We start from the raw sequence: 18,297 nt of genomic DNA, 5'->3' as shown, positions 1-18,297 counted from the left end.
CCCAACAGGAAGGATTCCAATGTCGTCGAAGCTCTGGAGAAACGTGGTGCTGGCCGGCGTGGCCGCCGCAGGTGCCGCAGTGTGGGCCGTGGCCCCGCGCACATTCAATGACAAGCGCCGCAATTTCGTACCCTCGATCCCCGAGGTCTGGTATGCGCATCGCGGTCTGCATGATGCCGGTTCCGGCTTGGTGAATGTTGCCGATATCGCGGACTACGCCGGTGACAATCCCGTCAGCGCCCAGTCCGATACCACGGGGCAATCCATCGCTGAAAACGACGATTATGTGGCACTCGCTCGTGCCATGGCCATCAAGGCGGGCTATGGCAGTGCGGATACAACTGGTCCGATTGCGCCTGAGAATTCCTTGGCTGCATTCGCTGCCGCGTGCGAGGCCGGCTATGGCATAGAACTTGACGTGCAACTTACGCTGGATGGCCAAGTGGTTGTGGTGCATGATGCTGATTTGCTGCGTGTGGCCGGAGATTCGCGGTTGATTGAGGACTTGACCTACGACGAGCTCACCCGCATCCCGCTGTTCCCGAACGGTAAGTCCGGCGATCTCAAGGCTGAGCCTCTGCCGGGTGCCGGCGAGAACCCGCCTCTGGTCGTCACGCCGTCCGCAGCCCCGGAAGGCTATTACCAGCATGTGCCGCTGTTCTCTGATGTTTTGGACGTGGTGGCCGGTCGTGCGCCGCTGATTGTGGAATACAAGTTCAGCAATAATCGTGCATGGGACGAGCGCAGCGAAGAGCTGATGGAAAAGGGTCATGCGTTGCTCGAGGCGTATGACGGGCCTTACGTGGTCGAGTCCTTCCACCCGGGTGCGGTGAACTGGTACAAGGAGCATCATCCTGAGGTGTGCCGTGGCCAGTTGAGCTGGCCGGCAAAGCTGGATAAGCATGGTGCGGCTGAATGGACTGCCGGACTGCTGGCGTTTAATTGGTTGTCTCGTCCTGATTTTGTGGCGTATGACTGGACTGGTGGTGCTTCGCCGCAGGTCAAGCTCGCTCGCTCGATGGGCGCCACGGCGGTTTCCTGGACCGTGCGTTCCAGTGAGGAGCTTGCTCAATGTGAGCCGTATTTCGACCGTCACATCTTCGAGGCGTTTGTACCCGACGAGGTGTGAGCAAGCAACTTGGCTCCCCCCTGAGGGGAGCCAAGACAGTGATTATTTGTGATACGGTTCGCCGGCGTTGATTTTGTAGGCACGGTAGATCTGTTCCAGCAGAATCACGCGCATAAGCTGATGTGGAAACGTCATCTTCGAGAAGCTCAGCAGGAAATCGGCGCGACGTAGGATCGCATCATCGAGTCCGATCGACCCGCCGATAACCAGCTGAATATGACTGGTACCGCGCAATCCTAGGTCATTGATTTTTGCGGCCAGTTCTTCACTGGAAAGCTGCTTGCCATTAATGGCAAGGGCAATGACGAATGCGCCGTCCTTCAGATGTTTGGCTATGCGCTCGCCTTCTTTGGCCTTGATTTGGCGATCCACGCCCTCGGAGGCATGGTCGGGCGTCTTCTCGTCCGCGACTTCAATGATGTTGAGCTTGCAATAGCGCGAGAGTCGCTTGGAGTACTCGTCAATGGCATCGCGAAGGTAACGTTCCTTCACGCGTCCCGGCGCAATAATGTCGATCTGCATAAGGTCATTCCATAGATTTGGCTCCTGCTGGCGGGAGCTGGCGGCGTAGCCGACTGAGGGTGGTCAGTTTCCGATATCAACCACCCTCAGTCTCACTTCGTTCGACAGCTCCCGCCAGCGGGAGTCCAAAAATCAGTCAATCATGAGGAATTGATTAACGTGTGCGGAGACGCCGTCCGAAGCCGAAGGCGCACTATGGTGCGTCGAGTGCCGAGGAAAGGCGGTATACGCTCCGTTAATCAATTACTCCGTAGAGGCGGTCGCCGGCGTCGCCGAGCCCCGGCACGATGTAGCACTTGTCGTTGAGCTTTTCGTCGACCGCGCACACCACGACCTTGAAGTCGATGGACGGGTCGATGTGCTCCTCAACGTACTTAATGCCCTCAGGAGCCGCGATGATGTTGATTGCGGTCACATCCTTGGCGCCGCGCTCGGCCAGATAATGCGTGGCGGCAACCAGCGTGCCGCCGGTGGCGAGCATCGGGTCGATCAGGAAGCACTGGCGGCCGGACAGGTCCTCCGGCAAGCGGTTTGCGTACGTGACCTGCTGGGTGGGGTGCTCCTCGTCGCGCTTCATGCCCAAGAAACCGACCTCGGCAGTAGGCATGAGGCGGGTCATTCCGTCGAGCATGCCCAGACCTGCGCGCAGCACCGGCACGATAATCGGACGTGGCTTGGCGAGCTTCTTGCCGGTCATCGGGGCGACCGGCGTCTCGATTGGTGCGGCCACGACGGACAGGTTGCGGGTGGCCTCATAGGCCTCAAGCATGACCAGTTCGGAGACGAGCTCGCGGAAAGTGGAGGAAGGGGTATTCTTGTCGCGCAAAACGGTGAGCTTGTGCTCAACCAGCGGATGATTCAAAACGTGAAGTTCCATATGCTCCAGCCTAGTCCAAGTTTCTCGACCCGCCGAATTGGAGTTTGCCCCCGGGGGGGGCGGATTGCCTCGTGCGGGCCACGCGCATCCTGTTCCATGGGGTACATGTCCGATTGGATCGCAGTTTTGCGCCGTTGAGGGAGTCTCAGTGGTGCGGATTGTCCATTTATTCGCGATTTTGCTCCACTGAGATAGGTTCAGCGAGGTGTTTTCTAGAGCCGATCGCGGTTTTGCTTCGCTGAGTGGCTTTCAGCGTGGTGGTCTTTCGATTTAATCACGGTTTTGCCTCGCTGAGTCGAGCTCAGTGTGGCAATACTTCGTTTTAATCACGATTTTGCTTCGCTCAGATCGCTCAGCGGAGCGATTTCATGGTTAACTCGTGGTTTTGCTTCGCTGAGTGGCTCTCGGTGGGGTGGTTCTTCGGTCTAATCGTGGTTTTGCTTCACTGAGATGGATTCGGCGGGGCACTTTTGCGATTAGATCGTGGGTTTGCGTTCCTGGAACTCCGTCTACCGAATCACGATGGACGGTGGCAGCAGAATGTGGCAATTGTCAGGGGATTCCGACGTGAGAGACGACGCCGTATGCGCAGGCGACGTTGCGTCAAGCCGATTTTGGATGATGTGCATAATGTTGCGCGCGATCTCGGTCAAAGGTTGAGCAATGCTGGGCAGACCCATTGATTGGGCGGATACGGTGTCGTCAAATCCGGTGATGACGATATCGGTGTCATTGGGCAGCGCGGTGGCGGCGCCGATGGCCAGCGTGTCGCTGACGCAGATAATGGCATCGAGGTCAGGACGTCTGTCCAATAGCGAGATGCACGCGGTTTGCCCGGCGGTGATGTCGTCCGTGCCTTCTTCGTAAAGTTGTTCGAATTCGTCGGCAGTGGCCATCTTCGCGGCGAGCATGGTGTCCTTCCAGCCGCGGTAACGATCTGTGCCTGTTCCGGAAATGCCTGGCCAGCCGATGAATCCGATGTGTTTGCGACCGTGCAGTATCAAGTGCTGCGTCATGTCCGCAATGCCGGCGCGCCCATCTACGTCCACCCAGGGGGTGAGGGGATCGTGCATATCCGCTGAGCCCCAAGGCCGTCCGAACAGGACGAAAGACTGATGATGGTCATGCAGCCATTCGAGTCGTGGATCGTTGTGAGTGGTGTCGGTGAGCACGAAAGCTTCGACGTCGCCGCGGGCGGTAAGCGCCTCGAATTGGCGTATTTCATCCTGTTGCGAGTCGGTTTTGTATAGGATGACGCGAATGCCGTTGGAATCGGCTTCGGTGACCAGCGCATGCAGGAAGCGATCGTATACCTGTGAATAGTTCACGGGGGCGATGCCGATGCCTATGGTGTTGCTGCGTTGGGTTCGCAGGCGGCGAGCGGACGCGTTGGGGGTGTAATTCAGGAGAGCGATGGCATCGTTGACAAGTCTGCGTGTGGTTGGCTTGACCACTGCGGGGTTATTGATGCAGTTGGATACGGTTTGGGGCGAGACGCCGGCAGCTTTGGCGACGTCTTTGATGCTGACCATAGTGCTTCCCTTTATGTTCATGTACAGCTCGAACAGTGGTGCTCGGACTTATTGGTTCGTTCCAATAATCGTACCTGATTTGACAGATTCAAATATTGGTGTTTATTATATAGCCACTTATTAGAACGTAAAAATTAAGTCATCATTTCTCAATGCTGAGTCGATGACTGAAAAATCGAGTACCAATGGTTTTGGTTCCTGTAGAACCGAAACTTAAGGAATAGCGATTATTTGAACGTTCTAATGATTGCATAACTTAACCAATGATGATGAAGACAAGGACGGGCATAGCGCTCGAGAAAGAAGAAACACGATGATGAGGAGCAAGCTGACCGTGATGACCGCGGCTTCGGTGGCCGTGCTGGCGCTTCTGGCGGGCTGCGGCGGAGGCAGTGGATTCGATGATTCCGCCAAGTCCGATGGCCTGACCAGCGACAGCTCGAAAGGGCTCACCGTGCTGATCGGTTCTTCGGGTGGCACCGAGACCGAGGCCGTCAAGAAGGCCGTTGCCGCATGGTCGAAGAAGTCCGGCACCAAGGCCACCGTGCAGGTTGCCAACGATATGGCGCAGCAATTGTCCCAGGGATTTGCCGGCGGCGATCCCGCCGACGTGTTCTACCTAGCTCCCGAGCAGCTCGCCGGATACGCTTCCAACGGCTCCTTGCTTGCTTACGGCGACGAGCTGAAGAACAAGAGCGATTTCTACGACAACCTGCTGCAGACGTTCACCTATGACGGCAAGCTTTACGCTGCCCCGAAGGATGTGTCCACCTTGCAGCTGGTCATCAACACCGACATGTGGTCCGCGGCCGGCCTGACCGATGCCGATATCCCGACCACTTGGGACCAGCTTGCCGATGTGGCCAAGAAACTCACCACCGCTGATCATGTTGGACTGGCGTTCAACGGCGAATACGCACGAGTCGGCGTCTTCCTGAAGCAGGCTGGCGGTGGTCTGGTCAGTGACGATGGCACCAAGGCCATCGCAAGCAGCGACGCGAGCGTTAAGGGCCTTGAAGAGGTCAAGACTCTGCTCGACTCCGACACCGTCAAGTACGCCTCCGACCTCGGCGCCGGCTGGGGTGGCGAGGCCTTCGGCTCCAAGAAGGCTGCCATGACCATCGAAGGCAACTGGATCACCGGCGGCCTGTCCGCCGACTACCCGGACGTCAAGTACAAGGTCGTCGAGCTGCCGGAAGGCCCGGCCGGCAAGGGCACCATGCACTTCACCAACGGCTGGGGCATCGCCGCCGACAGCAAGGATCAGAAGGGTGCTATCGATCTGGTCGAATACCTGACCAGCGATGACGTGGTTATGGACTTCGCCAAGGCCTTTGGCATCATGCCCGCCACCAAGACGCTCGCCGACAAGTGGAAGAGCGAGTTCCCCGACCTGAGCGCCTTCATGGATGGCCTGAACTACTCGGTTACCGTGCCGACCGCCAAGGGTGCCGCCGACGTGATCACCGACCTCAACGCGCAGTTGGAAGGTCTGAAGACCGGCGACGCCAAGACGATTCTGGACAAGACCCAGACCAACATTGAGGCCATCCTCAAGTAGATCCCGGATCTGTAGCCGAATCTACTGATTCCATCGATTGCGGCGGTCTTCGCTCTCTGACCGAGACGACCGTCGGCCGCCGCAATCGGAATCGCGAACATTATCAACAAAGGAGTCGGAGCATGTCCTCATCACAAAAGGCACCGAAGCCACGCAAGTTGGGTGCGAACAAGGTCGAACGCCAGCGCATTGATCACAAAGGCCAGGAGATATCCGGTTGGCTGTTCGTTCTGCCGATGATCATCATCCTTGGCGCGTTCATGTTTATTCCCATCATCATGGCGCTGTGGGTGAGTGTGTCGAATTGGAGCGGTCGAGGCACGCCGTTTGGTTCGTCCGTCGATTTTGTGGGGCTAAAGAATTACAGTGACGTGCTCACCGCTCCGGGTCTCGCGCAAAGCGATTTCGGCACGGCTCTGCGCAACAATGCTTGGTACACCTTGATCGTGGTGCCGCTGCAGACGCTGCTGTCCCTGGGACTTGCGGTAATGCTGAACCGTAAGATCCTCAAGGCGCGTGGCTTCTTCCGCACGGCGTTCTATTTCCCGTCGGTCACCAGCTCAGTGGCAATCACCGTGTTGTGGCTGTTCCTGTTCAACGCGGCCGGTCCGATTAACGCCATGCTCAAATGGTTCGGTGTCAACGGTCCCAACTGGTTCAACGATCCGCGAGGCATCATCCATATCCTGTTGTCGGCTTTGGGCGTCAAGAATGGGCCGGCGGCGCTGGCCGAACACAGCTTCCTTGGCGTCAGCGCATGGGATTGGCTTGCCGGGCCTTCGGTGGCGATGGTCGCCATCATCCTCATGGTTATTTTCACCACTTCGGGCACTTTTATGCTGATGTTCGTTGCCGCGCTGCAGAGCATCGGCGAAGGCACTGAAGAAGCGGCGATCATGGACGGCGCAACGCCGTGGCAGCGTATGTGGAAGGTGACCGTGCCGCAATTGAAGCCCACGATTTTCACCGTCGTCACATTGGGCATCATCGGTACATGGCAGGTGTTCGATCAGATTTATACGGGTACTCAGGGTGGCCCGGCAAAGACCACGCTGACCACTGCGTACCTGTCGTACACCGCAGCGTTCAACAGCCAGGAATGGGGTCGAGGCGCGGCTATCTCCTTCATCCTATTCGTCATCATCATCGTCATGACCTGGATTCAGCGCTGGGTGATGAAGGACAAGAAGATGTCTCGACGCCGCAGGACCGATTACGAGGCCATGAAAGCCGAGGCGCGCGCATTGAACCGCGAAGAACTCGCCACATTGAGAGTAGGGCGGCCAGCTGCTGCCAGGGCGCAGACCGCTGATGCGGCGGTTGCCGAAGATAGCGCAGAAAGGGGAATCTGATATGAGCAAGTCGAAGGTATCCAACACTGTGCGTGGCGATAACAGCGCATCATGGCTCAAGCGTTTCTTCCACAGTGGCATCATCCTGTACATCATTCTGATTGTGTTGGCAGTGATCTACATCATGCCATTCGTCACTCAGATTGCCACCTCGTTCAAAACCGATGCCGATGCCACCGCCAATCCGGTCTCGCTGGTGCCGGAAATCTGGACGACGGCAGCCTATAAGAAGCTGTTCCTGAACTCGGACTTCCCGGTATGGTTCAAGAACTCGTTCATCGTGACCATTGTGGTCACGCTGGGTCGTGTGTTTTTCGATTCCCTGGCCGGCTATGCACTTGCGCGTATTGACTTCCGTGGCCGCAATGTCGTCTTCAGCCTGCTGCTTGCCGTGATGAGTGTGCCGATGGTGGTGCTGCTTATTCCGAAGTTCCTCATCATCAAGAGCCTTGGCATCTACGACAGCTATGCAGGCATGATTCTGCCGTTGCTCATCGATGCGACCGGCGTGTTCATCATGAAGAATTTCTTTGAGTCGATTCCGCGGTCTGTGGAGGAGCAGGCGATGATTGATCGTGCGGGAACATTCCGTATTTTCTGGTCAATCGTGCTGCCTATGGCACGTCCGGCAATCGCGACTATCTCGATTCTGTCCTTCCAGGGCTCGTGGAATGAGCTGTCGCACTTCATTGTTTCGACTCAGTCTTCGGCGTTGACCACGTTGACCAAGGGTGTTGCCTCGTTGGCCAGTGGTCAGCTGTCCCAAGGTAACCAATACCCGGTCAAACTGGCGGCTGCCGTCATCATGACCATCCCCGTCGCCGTGCTGTTCTTCATCTTCCAGAAGCAAATCATGAACAGCTCGGAAGGCTCCGTCAAGGAATGACGGGTCTGCGCAACAATAACTATTCGCTTTTCAACAATCAACGGAGAACATATGAACAGCACTGAGCGTATCCGACAGCCATGGATGCACGACATGAAGCCTCTTGTTGTGGCGCCTGCCCAACTGTGGGAAACCGCAGACGGCACTGTGGACGCATCGCAGCAGCACGCGGGGGCGGCCAATATCGCCGGATTTTATGTGGGAGATACTCGTATCATCTCACGCATCATTCCGGTTGTGAACGGTGAGGCACCCACAGCGATCGCATGGAACTCTCCCCAAAAAGGAGTGGGTGTGTCTTCCATGGTGGCCCGCAATGTTGATGGCCCGACGGTGGATCCCTCGGTTCGTATCGCGGAGAACCGCACTCTGGAACCGGATGCCCTGCATGAGCGATATGTGTTGCGTAGCGTGATGACTGATCCGGTGACGCTTGATTTCTCAGTGAAATTGCGCTTTGACATGGCTTCGATGCAGGAGATCAAAGGTGGTGCGTCATCCTCTGCCGCAGCTAACAGCGAGGTTATTCTCTCCCGAGTGCCCGGTGATGCATGTTCCGCAGAGGTGGCGTACGGCGAGCTGCGTGCCACGGTAACCGCGGAGCCGCAGGATGGTAGTGGGGTGCCGTCAATCATCCTTGATGGTCTTGATTGCGTGATCTCCTGGCAGGTTACGATTCCTGCTCGCGCGGAGACTTCAGTCGGTCTGCATATTGCGGTGAGCTCGCCGCGCAATGCCGTTATCGCGGCGAATGCCGATTGCCCGTGGGCCGATGTTCAGGTGGAGGCCGCCGATAACCGTGTCTCCAATTGGGTGAATACCTCTTTGAGGGATCTCGATGGTTTGCGGATGTCGATTCCGGCTTTGCCGGACGATGAGTTTTTGGCGGCCGGTGCACCGTGGTTCTTCACCCTGTTCGGTCGTGATTCCCTATGGGCTGCACGTTTCATGTTGCCGCTGACGACTCGTACCGCGATGGGCGCACTGCGCACTCTGGCGCACTTCCAAGCTACTGAATCCGATATTCAGACCAATGCTGATCCCGGCAAAATCATGCATGAACTGCGTGCTGAGCCGTTGGTGCAGACCGGTGCATTTAATGACGGCACCAGCTTGCCTCCGCTGTACTACGGCACAATCGATGCCACCGAGCTGTGGATTATTCTGCTTGCTGAGGCCTTGCGCTGGGGTGCGCCTGAGCAGGAGATTGAGGCGTTGCTGCCGAACCTTGAGGCCGCACTTGCCTGGCTGCGTGATTGGGGCGATTGCGATGGTGATGGATTCTTGGAATACATCGATCGCACTGGCCACGGTCTGAGCAATCAGGGCTGGAAGGACTCGGGAGACTCCGTGCGCTGGAACGATGGGCGCATTGCTGACGGCCCAATCGCCTTGTGCGAGGTGCAGGGATATGCCTATCAGGCGGCCATACTCGGCGCGGATGTGCTGGAGAAATTCGGGCGTCCTGGAGCTGAGGATTGGCGCGCATGGGCCAAGCGGCTGAAGACCCGGTTTAACGAGGTTTTCTGGGTTGATGACGGCAATGGCCGCTATCCGGCGATTGCGCTGGATCGAGACAAGAAGCCGGTTGATTCCTTGACCAGCAATATTGGGCATCTGCTTGGCACGGGCATTCTTGATGAACAGGGTGTGCGCGATGTGGTGGCCCGTTTGGTTGGCGATGACATGCTCAGCGGCTATGGCGTGCGTACCATGAGCACACTGGCTGGTGGGTACTGGCCTGAGAGCTATCATTGCGGATCGGTGTGGGCCCATGACAGTGCCATCGTGATGAATGGTCTTCGTGCAGAAGGTTATGAGGAGGAGGCACTGCGCGTGGCTGATGGACTGGTTCGCGCTGCCGATGCTTTCGACTACCAGATTCCGGAATTGTACTCAGGTGATTCGGGGGAGAACAGTCCCTCTCCGTATCCTGCGGCTTGCCATCCGCAGGCGTGGTCGGCGGCCTCTTCCGTATCGGTGCTGTCGTTGTTGCTTGGGCTGGAGCCCTGTTCTACGGAGCCGACTCCATCCGAGTCTCCTTTGGCTCGAGGATTGCGGCTGAATCGGAACTGAAATGGAGCATTATCCGGCGGGATTGGGGGTTATGCCGTTGCGCGCCGACCTTAGCGGGGCGAACCGTTGACTCAGTCGTGGTTTTGCCCCGCTGAGACGGGCTCAGTGGGGTGGTCTTTCGGTTTAATCGCCGTTTTGCCCCGCTTAGTGGTTGTTAGTGTGGCAATCCGTCGGTTAACTCGCAATTTTGCTTCACTGAGTCGAACTCAGTGTGGCAATACTTCGGTTTAATCGCAGTTTTACCTCGCTTAGATTGCTTAGCGGAGCGATTTCATGGTTAACTCGTGGTTTTACGTCGCTGAGACGTGCTCAGCGGGGTGTTTCTGCGATTGAATCGCAGTGCTGTCCCGTTTTGGTTGCTCAGCGGGGTGGCTCTTGGGTTTAATCGCGGTTTTGCCCCGCTGATGGCGCAAAGAATGATGGGGATGCTGTTGCAATTGCATGAAGGAGTGTCCCGAGTGATGGAAAGAAGAAAAGCGCCGAACCGCGAAAGCGCCTGTCGGCGCAAGGGCCGCTCGCGGCGGCAAAAAATGGAGCCCGGGGCTTAAGCACGGTCCGACGCGGATATTCAGTATAGTTTGCGATGAGCCGTGGCGCGCCGGGGAAGGCCGATGTCAGCTGATGGTTGATGTTGAAGTGATGGATTGGGTCTCTCCCTCAGTCACGTGCATCGCCCGTGACTGCTCCCCCATCAGAGGGGGCTTCGTTGCAAAGCAATGCCGCCCCCTCTGATGGACACCTCGTCCTGCAATCAGAGCCTTCGGCCAATCCATTAGCTCGACTATCATTCTCGCCCGGCAACGCATCCTGCATTTCCCCTGCGGCTCGGCCCATCAGGGGAGATAAACAAGCTATTACTCCAGCCGTCCGCGGCGCCAGAGGTTAGCACCGTGCTGGAAGTCCTTGGTGGTGGAGAGCAGGCTGGCGGAGGTGTGCATGAGGCGTGCTGCCTTGGTGCGTGCGGTCTTCTCGTCAGCGGGTGAAGCAATGCCGCCATTAGCCGTTGCTCGCTCGACCATGCGCCGTGTCTCCACGCGCAAGCCCAATGCCACCACGTCGGTAAACGCGGCCGCACGCTCCAGCGCCACGGCGAAATCGCCCACAAACGCGCCGGAGAGAATCGAATCAGCCAGTCGCACGATGTCGTCTTCGGTGGGGGCCTGATCCACGCCGGCGATGGCGGACGCGGTGGTGGCCACCGGTTCACCCACGCGCCATAGGTGGGCAATCGAGTCGCGGTTCGTTCGCATCCATGTGCGCAGCATGTACAGCCGCCACAGCACACCGGGCAACGAATCGGGTTCGGCGTCACTCCATAGTTCGGCGATTTCATCCACGCCGACGGTCTCCACCAGCGTTAGCACGCGATGCACGACTTCCGGGTCCTCATTATGCCGCACGCGATCCAGCAGTGCTGCGGCAGACAGATGACTCATCTCGCTCAACGCTTGCGGATCCAATCCGCCAGCCAGGCCATCGGCTACGGCTGGGTCGAGCTGAGCAGGGCGGGCTGGACGGCCGGAGCCCATGCGAGCCGGGCCAAACGCTGCGCCCGCCGCGCGCAAAGAACCAAAACCGGGGCCCAGGCTGCCGGCGGTACCATTATGCGCGGCGTGGGCGGCTGCGGCGGCAGCCGAGGAATTGGAGGAATCGGGGAATGCGGGCCTAGTAGACAAGCGGTTGCACTTTCTGAATATCGATAATGGTTACGTCGGCGCAAAGCGGCTGATTAGCACTGTCCGAGTGATTAGGCGAGCTGCTGTGGCCAGCCGAATTGGCCTGTTCGGCAGAAGCCGAAACTTCAGCGCCAAGACTGGCAGCGTTGTTGCCGTCACCAGTCTTGCCCGTGGCATTTGAGCTGCCCGGTATCACGAACAACGCCACCGCCGTACCGGTCGGCATGAACGGTGTCTTGGCGATCAGGCGTTTGCTCAAAGCCGTCGAAGCGCACATCTTGCGCAGATGTTCAAACATACCGCCAATCACCGGCCGGTGCATACATATCGCTGTGGGCTGACGACGCTCCAGCGCAAAATCAATCTCACTGAGCAGACATTCCCATGCGACATCGGGGTCGGCGGCAAAGGCGTCTTCGGTGAGCGGGTCGAGATGAACCATGTCGCGCCCGGTCTGCCAGGCGAACATTTCCAGCGTCTCCTGGCAGCGCACCCACGGCGAGGTGGCCAGGCGGGTCGGATTGAAACAGGCGAGCTCACGGTTCAGCGCATACGCGGCAGACGCACCTTTCGGCGTAATCGGTCGGTTGGCGTCCGAACCTTTCCACAGCTTGCGGGCCTCGGCCTTGCCGTGGCGCACAATAATCACCGGCACGGCATCCAGCGCACCCTCCTGCACCCGGTCAACGAACAGTGCGAGGATGTCCTTATCGGTGGAATGGCTGAGTTTCTTGCGTGCCTCAGCCGGGGTGAGCCAAACAACCTCATCGATTTCGCCGATATCCGCCCGATGCACCGGGCCAAACGCGTGAGTGCGGCGCAGGTTGTCAATCGCACTGATTGGCGTGGCCATCCAGAACTGGACGTGCTTAGTGTCCACCGTGCGATCCTTGGTATGGCGCCGTTTGCTGCCTTCCTCGGACAGTGGATATTCGATATCGCCAAGATAGGGGCCAAGCTGCACAGGCAGGCCGGATTCCTCGCCGATTTCGCGAACCGCGGCATGACGGTGAGATTCGTTCGGATCGACTTTGCCTTTCGGCCAGCTCCAGTCGTCGTACTTCGGGCGATGCACCACGCAGAGTTCGATGTGATTGAGCACATTGTCGGCGGAAGCTGGGTCGTTCGCATCCTTGGCTGAAGAGCCGGCCGAATCGACGTGCGTCGCTTGTCCGATTGTGCCGGTCAGGGGAGCGTCGGCCCCTGTTGAGGAGGGGGCTGCGTCTGATGCGCCGGAGGATGACGTAGTATCGTCTGCCGTATTCGTGGCATGCGCGGCGTTCGTGATGATCGTGCCATCGGTGGCGATGTTGGCATTCGCTGACGGAGACGATGCCTGCTCGGGCTCTACGTTGTCTTTCCATCGGTAGAGGATGCCGCCGGCGGCCTCCACGATTCGTCTCATGCTGTTCGTACCCATCCCTTGTATTGTAGGGCAATCGACTGCCGCTACGTAGTTTTGTTCTCTGAACGACGATGCCCGGCAACCTCATACAAGAGGAGCCGGGCATCATTGACCACTCTCAGTCAGCTTTCGCCAATGGGAGCATCGAGTGGGATCAGTTATGCGAGCTAGGGCGGCGCTGGTGCTTGCGAATCAGGTATTCCTGACTGTCGACCAGCGGGCGACCCTCGTCGTCCTTGGTGTGCAGCACATACGTGCCGTCAGGCTGCATGTGCCAGCTCATAGTGGAGTCGGCCATCTGCAGGTCCACGTAGCGAATGAGTTCGTCGATCTGCTCCGGCGCGGTGACACGCACCAGAGCCTCCACACGGCGGTCGAGGTTGCGGTGCATCAAATCAGCCGAACCGATGTAGACCTCAGGGCCGGAAGCCGGGCCTTCGCCGATCTGCGGGCCGTCCGCATTGCAGAAAGCGTAGATGCGGGAGTGCTCCAGGAAGCGGCCAAGAATCGAACGCACGCGAATATTCTCGGACAGGCCGGGAACGCCGGGCTTCAGGGCGCAGATGCCGCGCTCTACGATGTCGATCTTCACACCGGCCTGCGAGGCACGGTACAAGGCGTCGATGGTCTTCTCATCCACGATGGAGTTGACCTTGATCTTGATCCACGCTTCCTTACCGGCGCGTGCGGCGTCCTCCTCGCGGCGGATGCGCTGAATCAGGCCGGTGCGCACGGTACGCGGGGCCACCAGCAGACGGTGGAAGCTGGACTTCGGCGCGTAACCGGAGAGCTGGTTGAACAGTCGGGTCAGATCCTGGCCGACCACCGGATCGCAGGTCAGCAGGCCCAGATCGGTGTAGAGTCGCGCGGTCTTCGGGTTGTAGTTGCCGGTGCCCACGTGGCAGTAGCGTCGCAGACCGTCGGCTTCCTGACGCACGACCTCGATGAGCTTGCAGTGGGTCTTGAGACCCACGATGCCGTACACCACGTGCACGCCGGCGCGCTCGAGCTTGCGAGCCCAGGCGATGTTGGCGTCCTCGTCGAAGCGGGCCTTGATCTCCACCAGAGCCAGCACCTGCTTGCCCGCGTGCGCGGCGTCAATCAGGGCGTCGATGATCGGCGAGTTGGAGCTGGTGCGGTACAGGGTCTGCTTGATGGCCAGCACCTTCGGATCCGCGGCGGCCTGCGCAAGGAAGGCCTGCACGGAGGTGGAGAAGGAGTCATAGGGGTGATGCAGCAGGATGTCGCGCTCGCGGATGGCCGCGAAGATGTCCTGCGCACGGGAGGACTCGACCTCGGCGATCTGGCGGTTCGTGGTCGGCACGAACGGGCGGTTCTTCAGGTCGGGGCGATCCACGCCGCCGAGCTCGAAGAGCACGGTCAGATCCAGCGGGCTGGGCAGTCGATACACCTCGTCCTGGCTCACACCGAGCTGGTCGGCGAGCAGCTGGGAAAGGAACGGGCTGGTGGTGTCTGTGATTTCCAGACGAATCGGCGGTCCGAAGCGGCGACGCAGCAGCTCCTTCTCCATGGCGTTGAGGAGGTTCTCGGCATCGTCCTCTTCCACGTCGATGTCTTCGTTACGGGTCACGCGGAAGGATCGGGCTTCCTTGATGATCATGCCGGGGAACAGGGATTCCAGATGTGCGGCGATGAGCTTTTCCATTGCGATGAAGCCATAGCGCTCGTCGCGCGATTCCTCATCAGTCATGTCGTCCACCGGCACCAGGCGTGGCAGGTTGCCCGGAATCTTGACGCGGGCGAAGTGAGACTTGCCGGAGGCCGGGTTCTCCACGATCACGGCGAGGTTGATGGAACCGCCGGAAATGTAGGGGAACGGGTGGGCCGGGTCCACGGCGAGCGGTGTCAGCACGGGGAAGACCTGCTGGCGGTAGTAGCGCGAGAGTCGCTCCTGCTCGGCGGAGGTGAGCTTGTCCCACGTGAGCAGCACGATGTGCTCTTTTTCCAGCTCGGGCAGAATCGTGTCAATCGCGTAATGTGCGTGTTCGTTCTGCAGGCGATGTGCGGTTTCGCTGATGGCGCGCAGCTGCTGGCGCGGGCTCAGGCCGGCTGCGGACGGCACGGCGATGCCCGAGTCGATACGGCGCTTCAGGCCGGCGACGCGCACCATGAAGAACTCGTCAAGGTTCGAGGCGAAGATCGCGGCGAAGTTGGCGCGCTCGAGCAGGGGCATATCTTCGTTTTCCGCGCATTCGAGCACGCGCTGGTTGAACTTCAGCCAGCTCAGCTCGCGGTCGAAGAAGCGGTCCTTGGGCAGTGGTGCCTCGCCTTCCTGGTCGACGCGGCGGTCGTTGTTGTCGTTCTCGGCAATATGCTCTGCGATCTGACTGCGCAGGATTGCCTTCGAGGGTGCGTCAAATATCTGTGCCATAACTTACATCGTAAGCTCTGGAGTGGCCGGAAAACTACTGAACTCGCCAAAATTCAGCGGGTGTTCACGTTGGTTTGCTGGGAGTCGGTTGGGAGCTCCTGTCGGATGTTCGTTTATGTGAATGAGTCATGTTCGATTGAACATGTGGTAGTGGGGTTGGTGGCCGTTGCGACACGCCGTAAACTGCAGCGAACAGAACACAATCAAACATCGGACGGGTTTGAAACGAACGTTTTGATTCGTTTTTCCGGGTTTTCTTAGTTCAATTGAACACTTGTGATAAAAACAGCACAACTGCCGTCTTCAACTTGCAGGAAGCGGCAGGCGTGAATAGATTATGAGGTACAAGAACAACTGAACAGAGCGGAGCCCACAAATAGTGTATGGTCACGAGGACTGTTACGTTGGACGGGCATTGGAAAGACTTACCGTTGCAACGATGATGTTGTGCAGAGATTCTGCTCCAGTAGTTGAACTTGTAGAAAAGGCCCGCTCCGGCGGGCCTTTTCGTTTGTGTGTACAGTGGAGGTCATGACGGAAACACAGCGTGCGCCAGAGGGCTTGCTCTCCAAGCCCAGAATCAAGCCGGCCGAGGTGGGGGACCATCGCCCGGTTTCCATTTCCGCGCGTTTGGGGCACCTGCAATTCCATCATTCCGGTAAGTTTCGCGTGCTGCAGATTGCCGATATCCAAGACGGTACCAAGGTATCCAAAGATACGGTGTCTCTGATCGAAGCCAGTCTTGATGCCACTCGCCCCGATATAGTGATTTTTTCCGGCAACCAGATTGCCGGCTATGATCCGGCTTTTGCCAAGAGCTTCCGCAAACGCCGTTGGTGCGAAGAGACGATTCCTGAGTCTGCATTGAGCCACACGCGCGAATTGGTGCGCAAGGCCATCGGCCAATTCACCGCTCCCTTGGCAACGCGGGGCATCCCGTGGGCGGTGACCTATGGCAACCATGATTTCCAGTGCGGTCTGAGCGATGCCGAGCTTGATGAGATCTACCGAGAGTTCCCCGGATGCATCAATCCGCCGAGCGATGCGCTGGCCAAGCAGACCATATATATGTGTCGCGAAGACGGCTCGCCTGAGACGCTCAATGGCGAAGACGCTGATGAGTCGGCTGATGCCTCGGCGAGTGATTCCGTCGCGATGTACCCGTCTGCTGCTCCCGGCACCTTCGCATTGCCGGTGATGGATGTGGACTGCACGCGCAACGTACTTGGCCTGGTGCTGGTAAACTCCGGTGATTATGCGCATGGAGGCGGCTTCGGCTCACCTTCGCCAGAGACCTTGGCTTTCCTCAAGGCCTTGCCTGAGCGCATCGGGGCCAAATCAATGGTGTTCCAGCACATGCCGCTGCCGGAGTATTATCAGGTGCTCAGACCGGTGGCAGCCAACGCGGCTTTCGCCATGCAGGGCTATCGCGAGCACGCGGATACCTACTATGTATTGGACGAGGATCGCACCCAAGCCGGCGGGTATCTGGGGGAGGGCATCTCCTGCCCGGATGAGTCGGACGAGTTTGAGGCGCTGCGCGAGGGGTATATCGGTGTGGCGGCGGGCCATGACCATCGCAACGGATTCGTAGGTGAATATGAGGGGCTGCTATTGATGGCCACGCCTACCTGTGGTTTCAATACATACGGCCCGGCGCCGGCCAAGCGTGCCACACGGCTGATTGAATTCGATATTCGCCATCCCTATGATCCACGCACGCAATTGCTGGAATTCGGCGAATTGGTGGGTAAACCCAGTTCCAAACGCGCCTACACGTATGCAGTGAACCAGGCCGCTCCGGGCGAGGGCGAGGGCGATGATCTGCTGCGCAAGCCGTCGCTGTGGAGCCAGCTGTCCGGCCTGTTTAGGTAGCGCATAACAAAACTGCCCTCGCTGGCGGGGCTGTCGACGGAGTCGACTGGGGGTGGTTTGAGCGGTGATGCTGACCACTCCCAGTCCGGTCATGCCGGACAGCCCCCGCCGGCGGGGGCAATGTATGTGATGACTAGCGAACTGCTTTGACCAAAGCCTCGGTGAGGTACTTGCCGGCAGCCATGACCAGCGGCGCGTAACGGCGGCCGGGGGCGGCACCCATGCGGCCGGTCGGGCCAGAAATCGAAATCGCGGCGATGACCTGGCCGGAAGCGTTGCGGATCGGCGCGGAAATCGAGCACACGCCCTCTTCACGTTCGTTCACGGACTCAGACCAACCGCGCTTGCGCACTGCGGCCAGCTTGGTGGCGGTGAACTTGGCGTGGCGCAGTCCCTGGTGCAGGCGGTCGGAATCCTCCCAGGCCAGCAGAATCTGAGCGGCGGAGCCAGCTTCCATCGAAAGCATGGCGCCCACGGGGATGGAGTCACGCAAGCCGGAAGCGCGTTCGATGGCGGCAATGCAGACACGCTGGTCGCCCTGGCGGCGGTAGATTTGCGCGGATTCGCCGGTGCGGTCGAGCAGGGTCTGCAGAATCGGGCCAGCGGCAGTGAGCAATCGATCCTCGCCGGCGGCGGCGGCCAGTTCGGCAAAACGGGAGCCGAGCACAAAGCGGCCGTGCTGATCACGCAGCACAAAACGATGGCGCTCCAGGGCGATCGCCAGACGGTGAGCGGTCGGTCGCGCCAGTCCAGTAGCGGCCACGAGTTGGCCGAGCGTAGACGGGCCGGATTCAAGCGCATCAAGAATCTTTACGGTTTTATCAAGAACGCCGACGCCGGAATGGATTTCCCCGTCATCCTTTGCGGCGGTCTCGTTGGTGGTCTCGGCTGGCTCAGAGTCGGTCAGACCGTTGTTCAGTGGTTCTTCTTGGGAATCAGTCATAATACGTGCGATTATGCCATCTCACATAGTGAAATACCAAATCGGGGAAGTGTCTCACAGAGTGGCCATGG

General features: G+C 58.8%; 13 protein-coding genes. 6 read left to right on the top strand and 7 right to left on the bottom strand.

Translation table 11 applies throughout. From position 1 onward, the window contains the following. The first annotated feature begins 19 nt into the window (after positions 1 to 19). Complete coding sequence (locus tag NBH12_RS00995; RefSeq protein ID WP_014484352.1) at positions 20 to 1,129, top strand: glycerophosphodiester phosphodiesterase family protein; 1,110 nt, start codon at positions 20 to 22, stop codon at positions 1,127 to 1,129. A gap of 42 nt (positions 1,130 to 1,171) precedes the next feature. Here NBH12_RS00995 and rlmH read toward each other — a convergent pair whose 3' ends face one another. The 3 genes from rlmH to NBH12_RS00980 all read right to left on the bottom strand — a co-directional run bounded on the left by rlmH (position 1,172) and on the right by NBH12_RS00980 (position 4,060). Continuing rightward, entirely contained in the window at positions 1,172 to 1,651 is a 480-nt protein-coding gene (gene rlmH / locus NBH12_RS00990) for a 23S rRNA (pseudouridine(1915)-N(3))-methyltransferase RlmH (RefSeq protein WP_003829688.1), read from the bottom strand. A 235-nt stretch (positions 1,652 to 1,886) separates the two neighbouring features. After that, positions 1,887 to 2,528, bottom strand: coding sequence for a uracil phosphoribosyltransferase (upp, locus tag NBH12_RS00985; protein ID WP_015439273.1), 642 nt, complete (start codon positions 2,526 to 2,528; stop codon positions 1,887 to 1,889). Positions 2,529 to 3,037: 509 nt separating this feature from the next. After that, on the bottom strand, positions 3,038 to 4,060 hold the full coding sequence (locus NBH12_RS00980) for a LacI family DNA-binding transcriptional regulator (RefSeq protein ID WP_250819064.1): 1,023 nt from the start codon (positions 4,058 to 4,060) through the stop codon (positions 3,038 to 3,040). 313 nt (positions 4,061 to 4,373) lie between these two features. Between NBH12_RS00980 and NBH12_RS00975 the strand changes: the two genes are divergently transcribed. From NBH12_RS00975 to NBH12_RS00960, 4 genes are all read left to right on the top strand, one after another. Beyond that, positions 4,374 to 5,621, top strand: a complete 1,248-nt coding sequence (locus tag NBH12_RS00975; protein WP_106621125.1) for a sugar ABC transporter substrate-binding protein — start codon at positions 4,374 to 4,376, stop codon at positions 5,619 to 5,621. A 122-nt stretch (positions 5,622 to 5,743) separates the two neighbouring features. After that, positions 5,744 to 6,973 (top strand): carbohydrate ABC transporter permease, encoded by a 1,230-nt coding sequence (locus tag NBH12_RS00970; protein WP_003832293.1) that lies wholly within the window; start codon positions 5,744 to 5,746, stop codon positions 6,971 to 6,973. Position 6,974: 1 nt separating this feature from the next. Beyond that, positions 6,975 to 7,859 carry a carbohydrate ABC transporter permease gene (locus tag NBH12_RS00965; protein ID WP_106641739.1) on the top strand — a complete coding sequence of 295 codons (885 nt, stop codon included), beginning with the start codon at positions 6,975 to 6,977 and terminating at the stop codon, positions 7,857 to 7,859. 51 nt (positions 7,860 to 7,910) lie between these two features. Next, positions 7,911 to 9,935 carry a glycogen debranching N-terminal domain-containing protein gene (locus tag NBH12_RS00960; protein WP_250819063.1) on the top strand — a complete coding sequence of 675 codons (2,025 nt, stop codon included), beginning with the start codon at positions 7,911 to 7,913 and terminating at the stop codon, positions 9,933 to 9,935. Positions 9,936 to 10,789: 854 nt separating this feature from the next. Here NBH12_RS00960 and NBH12_RS00955 read toward each other — a convergent pair. The 3 genes from NBH12_RS00955 to NBH12_RS00945 all read right to left on the bottom strand — a co-directional run bounded on the left by NBH12_RS00955 (position 10,790) and on the right by NBH12_RS00945 (position 15,408). Next, positions 10,790 to 11,611, bottom strand: a complete 822-nt coding sequence (locus tag NBH12_RS00955; RefSeq protein WP_015439270.1) for a hypothetical protein — start codon at positions 11,609 to 11,611, stop codon at positions 10,790 to 10,792. Beyond that, complete coding sequence (locus tag NBH12_RS00950; RefSeq protein WP_250819084.1) at positions 11,601 to 13,016, bottom strand: NUDIX hydrolase; 1,416 nt, start codon at positions 13,014 to 13,016, stop codon at positions 11,601 to 11,603. Before NBH12_RS00950 ends, NBH12_RS00955 begins: the two co-directional genes overlap by 11 nt. A 154-nt stretch (positions 13,017 to 13,170) precedes the next feature. After that, a complete protein-coding gene (locus tag NBH12_RS00945) occupies positions 13,171 to 15,408 on the bottom strand; it encodes an RNA degradosome polyphosphate kinase (protein WP_052787748.1) in 2,238 nt (745 codons plus the stop codon). 531 nt (positions 15,409 to 15,939) lie between these two features. Here NBH12_RS00945 and NBH12_RS00940 point away from each other — a divergent pair. After that, positions 15,940 to 17,283 carry a metallophosphoesterase gene (locus NBH12_RS00940; RefSeq protein WP_250819062.1) on the top strand — a complete coding sequence of 448 codons (1,344 nt, stop codon included), beginning with the start codon at positions 15,940 to 15,942 and terminating at the stop codon, positions 17,281 to 17,283. 133 nt (positions 17,284 to 17,416) lie between these two features. Here the strand turns inward: NBH12_RS00940 and NBH12_RS00935 are convergent, their stop codons facing one another. Beyond that, the gene (locus NBH12_RS00935; protein WP_019727389.1) at positions 17,417 to 18,226 is read right to left on the bottom strand and encodes an IclR family transcriptional regulator; all 810 of its coding nucleotides are present in this window, start codon (positions 18,224 to 18,226) and stop codon (positions 17,417 to 17,419) included. Positions 18,227 to 18,297 lie beyond the last annotated feature (71 nt).

The sequence above is a fragment of the Bifidobacterium sp. M3-N-101 genome, from assembly GCF_023656805.1.
In the GTDB taxonomy this organism is placed as follows: Bacteria; Actinomycetota; Actinomycetes; order Actinomycetales; family Bifidobacteriaceae; genus Bifidobacterium; species Bifidobacterium breve.
The sequence above is the reverse complement of the archived record's forward strand: the minus strand, read 5'-3'. Positions and strand labels throughout refer to the sequence as shown.

Excerpts from the sequence above, each read along its gene's own strand:
- NBH12_RS00995 (WP_014484352.1), top strand. The coding sequence starts at position 20 with ATGTCGTCGAAGCTCTGGAGAAACGTGGTGCTGGCCGGCGTGGCCGCC.
- rlmH (WP_003829688.1), bottom strand. The coding sequence starts at position 1,651 with ATGCAGATCGACATTATTGCGCCGGGACGCGTGAAGGAACGTTACCTT.
- upp (WP_015439273.1), bottom strand. The coding sequence starts at position 2,528 with ATGGAACTTCACGTTTTGAATCATCCGCTGGTTGAGCACAAGCTCACC.
- NBH12_RS00980 (WP_250819064.1), bottom strand. The coding sequence starts at position 4,060 with ATGGTCAGCATCAAAGACGTCGCCAAAGCTGCCGGCGTCTCGCCCCAA.
- NBH12_RS00975 (WP_106621125.1), top strand. The coding sequence starts at position 4,374 with ATGATGAGGAGCAAGCTGACCGTGATGACCGCGGCTTCGGTGGCCGTG.
- NBH12_RS00970 (WP_003832293.1), top strand. The coding sequence starts at position 5,744 with ATGTCCTCATCACAAAAGGCACCGAAGCCACGCAAGTTGGGTGCGAAC.
- NBH12_RS00965 (WP_106641739.1), top strand. The coding sequence starts at position 6,975 with ATGAGCAAGTCGAAGGTATCCAACACTGTGCGTGGCGATAACAGCGCA.
- NBH12_RS00960 (WP_250819063.1), top strand. The coding sequence starts at position 7,911 with ATGAACAGCACTGAGCGTATCCGACAGCCATGGATGCACGACATGAAG.
- NBH12_RS00950 (WP_250819084.1), bottom strand. The coding sequence starts at position 13,016 with ATGAGACGAATCGTGGAGGCCGCCGGCGGCATCCTCTACCGATGGAAA.
- NBH12_RS00945 (WP_052787748.1), bottom strand. The coding sequence starts at position 15,408 with ATGGCACAGATATTTGACGCACCCTCGAAGGCAATCCTGCGCAGTCAG.
- NBH12_RS00940 (WP_250819062.1), top strand. The coding sequence starts at position 15,940 with ATGACGGAAACACAGCGTGCGCCAGAGGGCTTGCTCTCCAAGCCCAGA.
- NBH12_RS00935 (WP_019727389.1), bottom strand. The coding sequence starts at position 18,226 with ATGACTGATTCCCAAGAAGAACCACTGAACAACGGTCTGACCGACTCT.